Raw genomic sequence first — 14,056 nt, 5'->3', positions numbered from 1 at the left:
AGCCTGACTCAATAGTCACAGAGGCTGGCTTCGAGCCCCACCACCCGCGGCGCGCGCTGGCGAATGCCGGTCAGCTCGCTCGCCTCGGCGCCGAGGCAGGTGGTCTGCAGCCGGGAGCCGTCGGTGGCGAAGCGGGCGAGATCGCTCTTGCGGATCATGTAACCGGTGACCCGCACCAGATCGCTGTCCGCCACGTTGGCGCTGAACTCGCGCATGCCGAGGGCGAAGGCCCCCTTGCACAGTTGCAGCAGCGCCTGCGGGTTCTGGCGAATGGTGGGATCCAGGGTCAGGATCTCGCTGATGCCGGAGTCGTAGAAGCCGTGGTGGGGCGCCAGCGCCAGCACATGGCTGGCGGGATCCGGCTCCTCGCCATAGGGGATGCGCACCCCGGGCGTCACCCCGCGATCCAGGCTGAGGCCGCCCTGGGCATGGAGCAGGGCGCGTCCCCGCCAGGCGTGAGGCTGCGGCGCCCCGGTCACATGGTCGGAGAGCGCGGCCGAGATGCGATGGCCGAGCCGGTTCGCCCCCTCGTCATGGCCATAGCGCCCCACCAGCCCCTCCTTGCCCAGCAGGATGTTGACCGCCTCCGCCATGCCGTAGATGCCGAACATGGGCACGAAGCGCCCCTCGTCGAGCAGCCCCTCCTGCACCAGGAAGCTGTCGAAGAAGCCGGACTCCTCGTGCAGGAAGGCGGCCCGCGCCGCGATGAGCCGGGAGGCCAGCTCGCAATGGTGCGGCAGCCACAACTCCAGGAAGTCGTCGATGCCGGTGCTCAGCTCGGCCACCCCCTTGAGGGAGAGGCGCACCAGGGTGTTGGCCCCGCCCGCCTGGGGCAGGGCGTTGTAACAGCTGACGATGCCGAAGCCGCGCTCGTCGAAGGTGTCGCGGTGCAGCGGGTAGTTGACTATGTGCGGCTTGCTGCACTCGGCGATGTTCTGCACCGCCTGCAGCAGCAGGCTGTCCGGGGTCGAGGCGGAGTCGTGGAACAGGCTGAGGTTAGGCGCCACCTGCTTGAGCTCGCCGTCGATGCGCAGGATCAGGCGGCAGAGCCGGTTGTCATCCGGGCCTATGTTGACGTGCATGAAGGCATCCGGCAGCACCCGATCCAGATAGATCCAGAACCCCTTCAGCTTGCGATAGATCGCCTCGTCATCCAGCGCGCCGACGAAGGGCAGCAGCAGGTGATCCAGCCGCCCCAGCCAGACCGGCATGCCGGTCACCGAGGGCACGTGGTGGTATAGGATGCGCAGGGCATCCAGGGCCTCGTCGAAATCCCGGGGCGGCGCCAGCTCCAGCCAGGCCGAGCCCTGACTCAGGAACTTCTGGTAATCCGGCAGCACGTAGCGCGGCTTGTAAGGCGCATGCCCCTCGAACATGTCGCAGAGCACGCCCTGTGCCATCGCCTCGGCCACCGCCGCGGGCAACTCGGGATAAGGCAGCGCATTCTCGGCGGCCAGGGCCAGGGCATGGCTCTTCTGAGCCGGGGAGAGCAGGGGATCGCGCACTATGCGCTGGCAGGTTGCGGTGAAAGACATGGGGGAGCTCCTTGGCGGATAGTCCCTAAATCCTCACACTTGAGAGGCCTTTTTTGAAGTGACATTCACAACATAACGGATGTCATAAACAGACATCCGTTATGCAGGATCACGCCCTAGCCCAACCAGGGCAGCACGCTGGCGAGCCCCCCCTGCCAGCGCAGCAGGAAGAAGCCCCCCATGCCGATCACGACCACCAGCAGGGTCGGCAGACGCAGCAGGGTCAGGGCCGTCACCAGCAGGGTCGCGGCCAGATAGTCAGGATCCCAGTCCAGCCCCTTGCCCGGCTCATAGCTGAACACTATGGGCAGCCAGATGGCGGTCAGCACCGACTGGGCCGAGAAGCTGAGGAAGGCCCCCATCTCGGCGCCCGGCTGATAGCGGGTCAGCCGCGAGAAGAAGGCGAAGCGGTTGAAGAAGGTGATCAGGGCCAGCAGGCCTATCATCAGCCAGCTCATGGTTATCTCCTCATCCGGTGCAGCACATAGCCCACCAGCATGCCGGCCAGCGCCGAGATGATGATGTAGACCTCCGCCAGCAGCGGCTTGGTGAGCAGCGCCGTGCCGCCGCTCACCACAGTCGCCGCCACCATGGGCAGGTTCTTGAGGGCGGGTATGGTCATGGCGATGAAGGTGGCGGCGATGGCAAAGTCCAGCCCCATCTTGTCCAGCCCCTCTATGTACTGACCGGCGGCGATGCCGAGCAGGGTCGCCAGGTTCCAGAACAGGTAGAACACGAAGCCCGCGATCAGCGCATAGCCGGGATTGAAGCGGCCATGACGCTCCCTGTCCTTGAGCGCCACCGCGAACATCTCGTCGGTCAGGAAGAAGGCGAGGCTTGCACGCCAGCGCAGGGAGAGCGGCAGCACGTCCCGACGAAAGGTGAAGCCGTACAGCAGGTGCTGGGAGGTGATGACGAAGGTGGAGCCCACTATGGGCAGCAAGGGGGTGCCGGCCCCGAACAGGGTGGTGGCCGAGAGCTGGGCGGCGCCGGCATAGACCAGCAGCGACATCAGCTGGGCCTGCAACGGGCTCAGCCCCACCTGCAGCGCCAGGGCACCGCACAGTATCCCCCAGGGGATGACGGAGATGGAGAGGGGCAAAATATCGAGGGAGGCGCGCCACCAGAGCGCGCGGGTACTCTCGGGCGCGGGGGCGCTCGTTCCTGACATCATGGGATCATCCTTGTTACATCCACGGCGAGCCGGAAAAACTAGCACGGTGCAGGCGGGGATGTCACGCCATCGTCAGGGGGAAATGACACGCCCGCGCGATGGCGGGCGTGAGGAACTGGGATCAGGGCTGGATGATGATGGGGGTGCCGGGTTCGATGGCGCTCCACACCTCGTCCAGATCATGGTTGAGCATGGCGATGCAGCCGTTGGTCCAGTTGGACGGCTGCAGACGACGGTTGCCGATGTCGTTGCGCTGACCGTGGATCATGATCATGCCACCGGGATTGACGCCCTTCTCGTTGGCCATCTTGATGTCATCCAGATTCGGGTAGTTGATGTGGATGGCCTTGTAATAACCGGAGTTGGTCTTCTTGTAGTCGAGGATGTAACGCCCTTCCGGTGTGCGCTGATCCCCTTCCCGCAACTTGTGTCCCTTCGGGGCCGGGCCCAGGGCGATCCAGTAGCGTTTGACTTCCTTGCCATCCTTCATCAGGGTCAGGCTATAGCTCGACTTCTTGACCACTATCATGTCGGCAGACAGGGTGGCAAAACTTAAGGCGGGCCACAGCCCCAGCAAACACAGTAATACGGCTCTCATTCCATCCCTCGACAAGCCTTCAGGGCTTTTTTGTTAGCAAATCATCTGAATATCGCCACTCTCTGGTGGCGAGCGAGCGCCATGATATGGGATCGCCATCAATACTCAATATATCCAGAGAAACATATCTGTGACCAGCGTGACGAGCGCCCCATCCATCCACCGCCCCATCACATTAATTAATAGCTAAAACAGCTAGATGGCGCCAAGCGGTCGCTTGAAGTGCCCCATCTGGGCCTTTATTCAGCCCCCACCCCGGGATCCGGCCTGCCCCCGCAGGCACCGTCGCGCCTTCCCGCCGCCAGCCGTCCCCGATAACCCCGTCCAGCCGCGCGACCGAGGGCGTGACCAGCGCGCAGAAATGACAGAGCCCTGCCAAGGGGCAGGGCTCTGTGGTGGGTGGGGATCCCTTAGCCGATAGAAGCTGGCTCGGCCTGGTAGTGGCGCCGGATCCAGGCCTCGAAGTCGGCCAGCATGCGCACCTCCGACTCGCTGTTGTCGGCGATGAGCGCCTCCCCGTGCACCACCCGGATGCGGGCATTGAGCGGGCTCCCCTCGCCGGCGGGTGGCCGCTGCCGCGCCGCCGTCATGCTGGCCGATGCCAGCTCCCAGGCCTCGGCCACGCTCTGGTTGCAGACCCGGGCCAGGGGAGCGGCGCTGAAGCCTTCCCCGGTGAGGCTCTGCAGGGTCTGATCGTGGGTCATGCCGTTGCCCGGCCCCCAGTAATGGGCGGCCAGATCCGGTCCGATGCGCGGGTTGTCGGTGAGATAACCGTCGCGCCGCAGGAAGTAGGCACGGGTCTGCTCCACCGCCATCAGCGCCAGCAGGTAGCCGTGGTAGGCGCAGGCCGACTCCTGGTTGAGCAGGTGCGGGATCGCCAGCAGCGGCCGCGGGCTCTCCACCCCCAGGATCTTGCGCTCCCAGCGGCGCGCCAGCGCCAGCACGGCGGCCGGGGTGCGATCGCCATCGGCCATGGCGTAGAGATCCCGCTCGAAGTAGGAGACCAGCGCGATCTGCCGCTCGTTGAAGGCGCGAAATGGCTGGCGCGCCTCTATCATCGCCCCGATGAGCGCATCCGGGATGGGCTCCCCGCTCTCGCTCCTGGCATAGCGCTTGAGCCAGTCCGCATCGTCCAGCAGGCTGTCGCAGAACATGGACTGGGTCTCGGCATAGGCCATGGAGGTGGGCGGGAACTCCTGGGAGAAGCAGGGGGCGTTGCCGGTCACGTTCGCGAAGTGGGCGGCGTGGCCCCCCTCGTGGAACAGGGTGTTGAGACCGCTCCAGCCGCTGCCCACCTGGGACGGATTGGCCAGGCTGGTGAAGTTGACCACGGCCGGTACCCATTGCCCCTCCTGCCAGAAGCTCGGCACCGGGCCGTGGCAGAAGCCGTTCTCGTATTTCCCCTCCCGGGTCAGCAAGTCCAGGGTGAGGGTCGCCTCCCGATACTGGATGCCGAGCCGGCGGAAGCTCTCGACCCAATCCTGCAGCGCCCGCGAGAAGGGCACGTAAGGATCGAGCTGGCGGGTCACGTCGCCGCTGACGAAGTAGCGCAGGTTGTGGGGCAAGAGCGCCGTCTCCCCCTTCGCCGCCTTCAGCTCGGCCAGGCTCAGGTGCACCCGCTCTTCGGTGCGCTCGATGAAGTCATCCAGCACCGCAAACAGCTGCTCCGGGCTCATCTGCTCGTTCTTGCGCACCTTGTAATCGAAGTAGTCGCGATAGCCCATGGCGCGGGCGAAGCGGTTGCGCAGCGCCACTACGTCCAGGTAGCCATGGTCGACCACCCACTGCTCCAGGCTGTGGAACATGTCGAGCGCACTCTGGCGTACCGCCTCGCTCGGGCTGGCGGCCAGGCTGGTGCTGGCCGCCGGCAGGCTGCCGGCCACCTGGCGGCCCTGCTCGTCCAGCAGGCTCAGCTTCAAGCCCTTGCGACGGGCGAACAGGTCCGCCTCGGCGACCACCAGCTCGTCCATCAGGGCCGCCGCCGCCGGATCCTCGATGACGTTGCACTCGAAGAAGGCAATCCAGCCCCCCAGGCCGCGTCTGAGATCCGCCCCGTCGGCCTGGGCAAGCATCTCCCTCAGCTCCGGCAGCCGCGCCGGATTGGCACAGAAGGCCTTGTAGGCCTGCTCGGCGGCGGTGAAGCCGGCCTGATCGTCGCTGGTGCCCATGTAGGTGGACCAGAACAGATCCTCCTTGCGCCTGTGCACCCGCAGGTAGTCGGCGTTGAGCTGGTTAAGGTAATTCCTGGCAATGGAACTCATAAATTCCCTCTTGTTATCGGTGGCGTCTGGCCATCCGTTCCTTTTTGGTGATGTCCCTCCCCGGTCGGGGCCGGGACAAACGTGCGCCGGGATGCGCGTCACCACGCTATCAAAAGTGGGCCTGTCTGTCTGCTGCTCATGGGGGCCATGAGCGGGCACACTCCGACCCCAGGTAGCCGGCGGATCCCTGAAGGATCCCCCTCGGCTCGGGTCCCCGCCCCCTGCCATGGAGTCCAGGGTCGGCAAGGGGATGCCGCCTCGGCATAAGATGCGTGAAATCTGAATATTAATCAGAACAACAATCCGGGGCAGTGAACATGACCAAGGGAATACCCATGTAAAAACAGAAAGTTAAGTAATGGCACTACTCCGATGAGTCGAACTGTAAAGATTTACACTTAATAATTTAATCAAAATAAGTCATGATGATGTGTCGTCTTCAAATGCGACACCATGACCATTTATGTAGTCATTTGGCAAACTGGTTGAAAGGCCAGGACGCAAAGCCTCCGGTCTAAAGACATGTCGTCCAGGATAGCGGGGTTGCCACACCCAGGTGTGTATCGGGGATTTCCCCTGCCAACTTGACTGCCCACATCACCGAACAGAGGAATGTATGGCAGCAAAAATTCAACTCAATCATGTCGCCGCGGCGCTGGCGTTGCTGGCCAGTGGCGGCGCACTCGCCCACGGCTATATCAACCAGCCGGAGGGGCGCAACTATCTGTGCAAGACCGGCGGCAACAGCCAGTGTGGCGCCATCCAGTGGGAGCCCCAGAGCCTGGAGGCACCGTCCGGCTTCCCCAACGGCGGCCCCGCCGACGGCCAGATCGCCTCGGCCGGCCACCCGCAATTCGGTGAGCTCAATGCCCAGACCAGCGATCGCTGGACCAAGCGCGAGGTGCAGGCCGGGCCCTTCGCCATCAGCTGGAGCTTCACCGCCAACCACGTGACCCGCAACTGGCGCTACTACCTCACCAAGCAGGACTGGAACCCGAACCAGCCGCTGACCCGCGACTCCTTCGATCTCAATCCATTCTGCGTGATCGAAGGCAACATGGTGCAGCCGCCCAAGCAGGTCACCCACCAGTGCACCCTGCCGGCACGCACCGGCTACCAGGTCATTCTCGGAGTGTGGGAAGTGGGCGATACCGCTAACAGCTTCTACAACCTGATCGACGCCCGCTTCGAAGGCGGCACCCAGCCCCCGCTGAGCTGGAGCCAGGGCGGGACCATCTACCCCTCCACCGATCTCGCGGCCGGCGACAAGGCCAGGACCCGGGTGTTCGACACCAGCGGCGAGCGCACCGATCTGCAGACGGTGCTGACCATCGCCAACGCCGAGCAGGGCCAGAAGAACAACTGGGCCCACGATCTGGCGGGCAAGATCAACGCCGAGCAGAGCCAGATCCGTGCCGGTCAGCAGGGTGGCGGCGGCCAGTTCAACCCGGTCTACGGCCAGAACCCCATCTACCTGAAGGCGGGCAGCAACCTGCAACGGGTCGAGATCCAGCTCGAACAGCAACAACCGCCGGTGGGCAACGGCATCACCGTGAGCGGTCTGGAGAGCGAGTACCTGCTCGACAACGGCAGCGTCACCCTGGCCTTCACCGTCACGGCGCAAGGGGACCTCGCCGTCACCAATACCCTGTATGACCATGGCGGTGTCGCCAAGGGCCAGACCGGCGCCGACATCAAGGACAGCAGCCAAAGCTTCACCATGCCGGTGAGCGGCCTGAGCGCGGGCCACCATCAGCTGGTGATCGAGGGCAAGCCCAAGGCGGGTGGCGAGCCGCTGCAGCAGACCCTGGATCTGATGCTCAAGGATCCGGCCAGCGGCGGTGACTACCAGTTCAGCTTCCCGGAGGGCCTGAAGTCCTACACCGCGGGCACCAAGGTGCTGCAGCCCAAGAACGGCAAGGTGTATCAGTGCAAGCCCTACCCCTACAGCGGCTGGTGCACTATCTGGTCCAGCTCGGCCACCCAGTATGAGCCCGGCGTGGGCAGCAACTGGCAGGATGCCTGGACCGAACTGAAATAACGCGCGTCGACAGATAAACAAACAGGGAGCCGATGGCTCCCTGTTTGTTTATGGCATGTCAGCCCATTCAGATCTGGTAATCGAGGGCCGGCTCGTGGCTCATGGCACGGGCCTGGATGTCGGCCAGCGCCAGATCCGGGTTGCAGAGCTGGATGAACTGCCAGGCGAAGTTGTGCTGGAACTGCCCCTGCTTGAGCCCGATCCAGGCAGTGTGCGGTGCGAACAGTCGGCTGCCATCGAGCTGCACCAGCCCCTTGTCACGCTGGGCGTCGAACGCCATGTCCGCCAGTATGCCGACCCCCATCTCCAGCTCGACATAGGTCTTGATGACGTCGGAGTCCTGGGCGGTCAGCAGGATCTGCGGCGCTATCCCCGCCTCGGCGAAGGCCTCATCCACCCGCGCCCGGCCGGTCAGCCCGGCCTGGTAGGTGATGATGGGCCAGTTCGCCAGCGCTTCCAGGGTCAGCTCCCGCTCGGCGGTCAGGGGGTGCTGCTCCGGCACCACTATGTTGTGATGCCAGCGGTAGTAGGGGAAGGCCACCACCCCTTCGCTCTTGTCGAGCTGCTCGCTGCTGATGCCGATATCCACCTCGCCGGTCTGCACCAGCCGCACTATCTCCTCCGGCCCGCCCTGACGCAGCTCCAGCTGCACCAGCGGGAACTGCTCGCGAAAGGCCTTCACCACCCGCGGCAGGGCGTAGCGCGCCTGGGTGTGCGTGGTCGCTACCAACAGCCTGCCCGAATCCCGGTTGGCGAAGGTGCTGGCCAATTTGCGGATGTTGTTGGCGTCGTTGAGGATGCGCTCGGCGATCACCAGCAGCTCCTTGCCCGGCTCCGTCATGCCGAGCAGCCGCTTGCCGTAGCGGATGAACAGCTCCAGCCCAAGCTCCTCCTCCAGCTCGCGGATATGGCGGCTGACCCCGGACTGGGAGGTGAACAGGGCGTTGGCAACCTCGGTCAGGTTGTAGTCCCGCCGCGCCGCCTCCCGGATAATGCGTAGTTGCTGAAAATTCACGTCATCGCCTCCTGCGCTGACCGGCCGCCGGGTCTGCCCCGCCGCCGCTTTCTTGTTTTATTGCCAGCCCGGGCTCATGCCGGGCCGCAAACCTGAAACTGTGTAACCGGCACGGGCAAGCCGCCACCGCTCTTCCGGGGATAAGATCCAAGCCTTCCCACTACAAATTCGGCTCCCTCAGATCTGATGATTTGGGATAGAGCCGAGCCTTAACAGCCACGAACGGAGTCCGCTCCATCAGATCTGATAGTCCGGATAGAGCTGCGCCTGCTTGGCCACCAGGCGCACCCCCTGACCCGGCGCGAAGGCCCTCGCGGCCTCCTTGCTCAGCTCGGCCTCGAAATGCGCCCCCTGGGTCTCCCCGGTGCCGCGCAGCTCGACCCGGATCCGCGGCCCCATGGGCAGCAGGCGGGTGATGGTGGCACTGATGCCACCGGGCGCATCAGCGGGCAGGATCTCCAACTCGTGGGGTCGCACATAGGCGATGGCGGCACTGCCCTGGGCCAGATGGGAGATGGCGGATCCCCCCAGCCGCTGTTCGCCGATACCGAGCCCCTGCTCCGCCACCCGGCCGCGGAACAGGTTCACGCTGCCGAGGAAGCTGTGCACGAAGGAGCTGGCGGGTTGGTCATAGACCTCGGCCGGGGTGCCGATCTGCTCGACCCGGCCGGCATTCATCAGCACCACCCGATCCGCCACCTCCAGCGCCTCCTCCTGATCGTGGGTCACGAACAGGCTGGTGACGTGCAGCTCGTCGTGCAGTTCCCGCAGCCAGCGGCGCAACTCCTTGCGCACCTGGGCGTCGAGGGCGCCGAACGGCTCATCCAGCAGCAGCACCTTGGGCTGCACCGCCAGGGCGCGGGCCAGGGCGACCCGCTGGCGCTGGCCACCGGAAAGCTGGGTCGGATAACGGTCTGCCACGTGGCTGAGCTGGACCAGATCCAGCAGCTCCTTGACCCGGTTGCGGATGGCAGCCTCGGCCGGGCGCTCGCTCCTCGGCTTGACCCTCAGGCCGAACGCCACGTTCTCGAACACCGTCATGTGACGGAACAGCGCATAGTGCTGAAACACGAAGCCGACGTTGCGCTCGCGCACATGGAGGGCCGAGGCATCCTCCCCCCGGATGATGACGTTGCCGCTGTCGGCCTGCTCCAGCCCGGCGATGATGCGCAGCAGCGTGGTCTTGCCGCAGCCGGACGGCCCCAGCAGCGCCACCAGTTCACCGTCGTGAAAGTCGAGGTTGATGTCGGCAAGGGCCGCATATTGGTTGAAGTGCTTGTTGAGTCCTTGGACCTGAATGCTCATGGCTGCCTCTCGTAAACCGTTAAATCGAAATCAGTGGGGGATTGGGTTGGGCTGAGCACTCCGCCGAGCCACTCGCGCAATAACGCCCGAATCCATATCAATGGGATTTGGTGGGCTGACCACGCAACCTGGCCAACAGGGTCTCCCCCAGCAGGGTGAAGATCCCGAACAGGGCCAGCAGGCTGGCCACCGCGAAGGCGGCGCCGGTCTGGTACTCGTTGTAGAGGATCTCGATGTGCAGCGGCAGGGTGTTGGTCTGGCCGCGAATGTGGCCCGACACCACTGAGACGGCACCAAATTCCCCCACCGCCCTGGCGGTACAGAGCAGCACCCCATACATCAGGCTCCAGCGAATGCCGGGCAGGGTCACCCGCCAGAACATCTGCAGACCGCTCGCCCCCAGCATGATGGCGGCCTCCTCCTCTTCCGGCCCGCGGGCCTCCATCTGCGGCAGCAGCTCGCGCACCACGAAGGGCACTGTGATGAAGGTGGTCGCCAGGATGATCCCCGGGGTGGCGAAGATGATCTTGATGTCGTGCTCGCTGAGCCAGTCGCCAAACCAGCCGCGGCTGCCGAACATCAGCACGAACATCAGCCCCGCTATCACCGGCGAGACCGAGAACGGCAGATCGATGATGGTGATGAGCAGCTGCCGACCCGGGAAGCGAAAACGGGCGATTGCCCAGGCGGCGGCGAGCCCGAACAGCAGATTGAGCGGCACCGAGCAGAGGGTCACCAGGGCGGTGAGCCCGAGCGCGCTCAGTGCATCCGGCTCGCTGATGGCGTGCCAGAAGAAGACCAATCCCGGTGACAATGCCTGGATGAAGACGGTCGCCAGCGGCAACAGCAAGAGCGCGGCGAACCAGCCAAGTCCGAGTACGATCAGCAGCCACTTGACCCAGACCGGCTCGCGGGTGACGGCCTGATGTCGTTCCGCCGCAGTCGTCTGGACAACGGTGTCCAGGGTGATTGTAGAGGTGTTCATATCCGGCTCCCTCCGATGCGGGCCCAGCTCCAGGCTTGTAGCTTGTTGATCAGCAATAACAGGATGAAGGAGATGAGCAGCATGACGGCGGCGATGGCGGAAGCGCCTGCGTAGTCGTACTCCTCCAGGTGGCTCATGATCATCAGGGGCGCTATCTCGGACACCATGGGCAGGTTGCCGGCGATGAAGATGACGGAGCCGTACTCCCCCACCCCGCGGGCAAACGCCAGCGCGAAGCCGGTGAGCAGCGCCGGGATCAGAGTAGGCCAGAGCACCCTGGCGAAGGTCTGCCAGCGGTTGGCACCCAGGCTGGCGGCAGCCTCCTCCTGCTCGCTCTCGGCCTCCCGCAGCACGGGTTGCAGGGTGCGCACCACGAAGGGCAGACCGATGAAGGTGAGTGCGATCACCACCCCGATTGGGTTGTAGGCGAGCTCGATGCCAAAGGGGCCGACCCACTGGCCGATCCAGCCGTTGGGGGCGAAGATGGCGCACAGGGCGATACCGGACACCGCGGTGGGCATGGCGAACGGCAGGTCGATCAGCGCATCCACCAGGCGACGGCCGGGGAAGGTGTAACGCACCAGTACCCAGGCCAGGATCAGGCCGAACAGGCTGTTGAGCAGGGCCGCGATGAAGGCCGCCCCGAAGCTGAGCCTAAAGGAGGCGAGTACCCGGGGAGAGCCGATGACCTGCCAGAACTCGGCGGCGCTCAGGTGGTTCACCGCAAACAGCACCAGCGCCGAGAGTGGCAGCAGCACCAGTATGCTCAGGTAGAGCAGGCTGAAGCCCAGCGTCGGGCCCAGGCCTGGCAGGACGGAATAAGAACTTAATCGCATAACACATCCATTTGTTATAAATATCTTTCGATATAGCGATTCTGCTCACTCCTGCCAGGGGCAACAAACACCAATAACGCCTTTGCTAATCACTTTTTTGTCTAACGACGGCGGAACAAGGCCTTTAGCCCAATAAAAATAAAAAAGGTCTTTTATATAAATAAAAGACCTAACCAAACGGAGCCGTGAAACCTTGAAACCTGAGGTCAGCGCGACGAGCGCACGCTGACGGAGATGACGAATGATCTGATGGCGGTGAGCCTCCTTGCCGTGTCTGATGGTGAAAAGGTTAACGAAAACTGAGGGCCGCCCGCTTGCCCCATTCCGCCGGCACCGGCTCGACCACCATCTCGGCCCGGCGATAGAGGGTACCCAGCAGGTTGAGCCCCTGACCCCACTCCCCATGGCCGGACTGGGCATTGATATGACCCACCTCGCCGGCATCGAACAACGGCACCTGCCACTGGCGGCTCCAGTACTCGGCCCGCTCGAACGTCATCCAGGGATCGTTGCGGCTGGCGATGAGCTGGGCGGAGACCTTGACGGAGCCTGCCAGTGCCTCGTCCGGGATACCGAAGCGAGCCGGATCCGCAGGCGCCACTATCAGGATCGAGGCGACCTTCTCCGGTTGCAGCCTGGCGGCGGCGATGGCCGTCAGTGCCCCGAAGGAGTGCGCCACCAGGTGAACCTGACTGCGCCGGCTCCTGAGTTTGCTCGCCAGTTTGGCGCTCCAGACGGTGAGGTCCGGCTTGTCCCATGGCAGACCGACCATCCGCTGCCAGTGGGGGAAGTGCTGATGCCAGCGGCTCTGCCAGTGATCCGGCCCACTGTTGTGCAGACCGGGAACCAGAAGGATCTTGTTCATCATGGTGCTCCTATCTGCTGGCACAGGGGCCAGCGCGGCTTAGCTGCCCGGTTGGTAGATCTGGTCAAACAGTCCGCCCTGGGCGAAGTGCTTCTTCTGCGCCTTGTCCCAGTCCCCTTCCAGGTCCTTGACGGTGAACAGAGTCAGCGTGGGGAACTGAGCCGAGGTCTCCTTCAGGATCGCCGGGTTGCTGGGACGATAGTGATACTTGGCGATGATGCGCTGACCCTCGTCGGAGTAGAGGTAGTCGAGATAGGCCTTGGCGACGACTTCGGTGCCGTGTTTCTTGGCGACTTTGTCCACCACGGCGACCGGCGGTTCTGCCAGGATGGAGACAGACGGCACCACGAGTTCAAACTTGTCACTGGTACCTGGCTGCCCCAGCACCAGCAGTGCCTCGTTTTCCCAAGCCAGCAAGACGTCGCCGAGGCCACGCTCGATGAAGCTGGTGGTCGCGCCACGAGCGCCGGAATCCAGCACCTTCACGTTCTTGAACAAATCGCCGACGAACTGCTTGGCCCCCTCCTCAGTGCCGCTCTTCTTCAGGGCATAGCCCCAGGCCGCCAGATAGTTCCAGCGCGCCCCGCCGGAGGTCTTGGGGTTGGGGGTCACGATGGACACATCCTTGCGCACCAGATCATCCCAGTCCTTAATCTGCTTGGGATTGCCCTTGCGCACCAGGAAGACGATGGTGGAGGTATAGGGGGACGCATTGTTGGCTTGGCGGCTCTCCCAGTCCGCGGCGGTGAGACCCGCTTTGGCCACGGCATCGACGTCATAGGCCAGCGCCAGCGACACCACATCGGCCTCCAGTCCGTCCACCACGGCGCGAGCCTGCTTGCCGGAGCCACCGTGCGACTGGCTAACCACCACATCATCGCCAGTCTTGGCTTTCCACTCCTTGGCGAAGGCGCCGTTATATGCCTGGAACAACTCCCGGGTCGGATCGTAGGAGACGTTGAGCAGACGGATCTCGGCGGCATTGGCCTGGCCGAGTGCCAGCAGGGATAACAGGGTCAGGGCGGTCATTCGCAGTTTCATGGTGATACTCCATATCGTTGGGTTGAGTACAGGATGCCTCCTCCTTCATATACCAGGAAGAAAGAAATAGCGCTTTGCTTATCTCTTTTACACATATAAGACGGCAATGCACTCTACCAGCCGCCTCTCTGCCGCCCAGCGACATGCTAATGGCGTATCAGGAAGGGGTTGAGTTCAACCAGGCTGACAGAGGAATGAAATAGGGGGGATGCGAGCCATATCCATGAGCTGCGCCTCTGCAGCTCGGCATTGCGCCAAAACTGGGCGCCTTGATGGCAAATTGCAGGCATGAAAAAAAGCCCAGTCTTTCGACTGGGCTTCTTAATCATTGGCGGAGCGGACGGGACTCGAACCCGCGACCCCCGGCGTGACAGGCCGGTATTCTAACCAACTGAACTAC

General features: G+C 63.8%; 12 protein-coding genes and 1 riboswitch. Of the genes, 1 reads left to right on the top strand and 11 read right to left on the bottom strand.

Going from position 1 to position 14,056, the window contains the following annotated elements; all coding sequences use genetic code 11:
• Positions 1–8: 8 nt before the first annotated feature.
• From AACW18_RS01765 to AACW18_RS01745, 5 genes are all read right to left on the bottom strand, one after another.
• A complete protein-coding gene (locus AACW18_RS01765; protein WP_218389987.1) occupies positions 9–1,535 on the bottom strand; it encodes a YjjI family glycine radical enzyme in 1,527 nt (508 codons plus the stop codon).
• A 116-nt stretch (positions 1,536–1,651) separates the two neighbouring features.
• On the bottom strand, positions 1,652–1,993 hold the full coding sequence (locus AACW18_RS01760) for an AzlD domain-containing protein (protein ID WP_042653341.1): 342 nt from the start codon (positions 1,991–1,993) through the stop codon (positions 1,652–1,654).
• 2 nt (positions 1,994–1,995) lie between these two features.
• The gene (locus tag AACW18_RS01755; protein WP_218389986.1) at positions 1,996–2,709 is read right to left on the bottom strand and encodes an AzlC family ABC transporter permease; all 714 of its coding nucleotides are present in this window, start codon (positions 2,707–2,709) and stop codon (positions 1,996–1,998) included.
• A 121-nt stretch (positions 2,710–2,830) separates the two neighbouring features.
• The gene (locus tag AACW18_RS01750; RefSeq protein WP_042653339.1) at positions 2,831–3,307 is read right to left on the bottom strand and encodes a L,D-transpeptidase family protein; all 477 of its coding nucleotides are present in this window, start codon (positions 3,305–3,307) and stop codon (positions 2,831–2,833) included.
• 410 nt (positions 3,308–3,717) lie between these two features.
• Entirely contained in the window at positions 3,718–5,568 is a 1,851-nt protein-coding gene (locus AACW18_RS01745; RefSeq protein WP_218389985.1) for a M3 family metallopeptidase, read from the bottom strand.
• A 465-nt stretch (positions 5,569–6,033) separates the two neighbouring features.
• A riboswitch (cyclic di-GMP riboswitch) is annotated at positions 6,034–6,119 on the top strand.
• Positions 6,120–6,184: 65 nt separating this feature from the next.
• On the opposite strand from AACW18_RS01745, the gene gbpA reads away from it, so the two are divergent.
• Positions 6,185–7,609, top strand: a complete 1,425-nt coding sequence (gbpA, locus tag AACW18_RS01740; RefSeq protein WP_218389983.1) for an N-acetylglucosamine-binding protein GbpA — start codon at positions 6,185–6,187, stop codon at positions 7,607–7,609.
• Between the two features lie 67 nt (positions 7,610–7,676).
• Here the strand turns inward: gbpA and cbl are convergent, their stop codons facing one another.
• The 6 genes from cbl to AACW18_RS01710 form a co-directional block, all read right to left on the bottom strand.
• Positions 7,677–8,624: an HTH-type transcriptional regulator Cbl gene (cbl, locus tag AACW18_RS01735; RefSeq protein WP_218389982.1), complete on the bottom strand. Its 948-nt coding sequence runs from the start codon at positions 8,622–8,624 to the stop codon at positions 7,677–7,679.
• A gap of 237 nt (positions 8,625–8,861) precedes the next feature.
• Positions 8,862–9,929: a sulfate/molybdate ABC transporter ATP-binding protein gene (locus tag AACW18_RS01730; RefSeq protein WP_218389981.1), complete on the bottom strand. Its 1,068-nt coding sequence runs from the start codon at positions 9,927–9,929 to the stop codon at positions 8,862–8,864.
• A gap of 97 nt (positions 9,930–10,026) precedes the next feature.
• Entirely contained in the window at positions 10,027–10,914 is an 888-nt protein-coding gene (gene cysW / locus AACW18_RS01725; RefSeq protein ID WP_218389980.1) for a sulfate ABC transporter permease subunit CysW, read from the bottom strand.
• Entirely contained in the window at positions 10,911–11,750 is an 840-nt protein-coding gene (gene cysT, locus AACW18_RS01720; RefSeq protein ID WP_218389979.1) for a sulfate ABC transporter permease subunit CysT, read from the bottom strand. Before cysT ends, cysW begins: the two co-directional genes overlap by 4 nt.
• 289 nt (positions 11,751–12,039) lie before the next feature.
• Positions 12,040–12,615, bottom strand: coding sequence for an RBBP9/YdeN family alpha/beta hydrolase (locus AACW18_RS01715; RefSeq protein WP_218330123.1), 576 nt, complete (start codon positions 12,613–12,615; stop codon positions 12,040–12,042).
• A 39-nt stretch (positions 12,616–12,654) separates the two neighbouring features.
• On the bottom strand, positions 12,655–13,656 hold the full coding sequence (locus AACW18_RS01710) for a sulfate ABC transporter substrate-binding protein (protein WP_042653331.1): 1,002 nt from the start codon (positions 13,654–13,656) through the stop codon (positions 12,655–12,657).
• Between the last annotated feature and the right edge of the window lie 400 nt (positions 13,657–14,056).

It is taken from the genome of Aeromonas sp. sia0103, assembly GCF_963895295.1.
Classification (GTDB): domain Bacteria; phylum Pseudomonadota; class Gammaproteobacteria; order Enterobacterales; family Aeromonadaceae; genus Aeromonas; species Aeromonas encheleia.
The sequence above is the reverse complement of the archived record's forward strand: the minus strand, read 5'-3'. Positions and strand labels throughout refer to the sequence as shown.

Excerpts from the sequence above, each read along its gene's own strand:
- AACW18_RS01765 (WP_218389987.1), bottom strand. The coding sequence starts at position 1,535 with ATGTCTTTCACCGCAACCTGCCAGCGCATAGTGCGCGATCCCCTGCTC.
- AACW18_RS01760 (WP_042653341.1), bottom strand. The coding sequence starts at position 1,993 with ATGAGCTGGCTGATGATAGGCCTGCTGGCCCTGATCACCTTCTTCAAC.
- AACW18_RS01755 (WP_218389986.1), bottom strand. The coding sequence starts at position 2,709 with ATGATGTCAGGAACGAGCGCCCCCGCGCCCGAGAGTACCCGCGCGCTC.
- AACW18_RS01750 (WP_042653339.1), bottom strand. The coding sequence starts at position 3,307 with ATGAGAGCCGTATTACTGTGTTTGCTGGGGCTGTGGCCCGCCTTAAGT.
- AACW18_RS01745 (WP_218389985.1), bottom strand. The coding sequence starts at position 5,568 with ATGAGTTCCATTGCCAGGAATTACCTTAACCAGCTCAACGCCGACTAC.
- gbpA (WP_218389983.1), top strand. The coding sequence starts at position 6,185 with ATGGCAGCAAAAATTCAACTCAATCATGTCGCCGCGGCGCTGGCGTTG.
- AACW18_RS01730 (WP_218389981.1), bottom strand. The coding sequence starts at position 9,929 with ATGAGCATTCAGGTCCAAGGACTCAACAAGCACTTCAACCAATATGCG.
- cysW (WP_218389980.1), bottom strand. The coding sequence starts at position 10,914 with ATGAACACCTCTACAATCACCCTGGACACCGTTGTCCAGACGACTGCG.
- cysT (WP_218389979.1), bottom strand. The coding sequence starts at position 11,750 with ATGCGATTAAGTTCTTATTCCGTCCTGCCAGGCCTGGGCCCGACGCTG.
- AACW18_RS01715 (WP_218330123.1), bottom strand. The coding sequence starts at position 12,615 with ATGAACAAGATCCTTCTGGTTCCCGGTCTGCACAACAGTGGGCCGGAT.
- AACW18_RS01710 (WP_042653331.1), bottom strand. The coding sequence starts at position 13,656 with ATGAAACTGCGAATGACCGCCCTGACCCTGTTATCCCTGCTGGCACTC.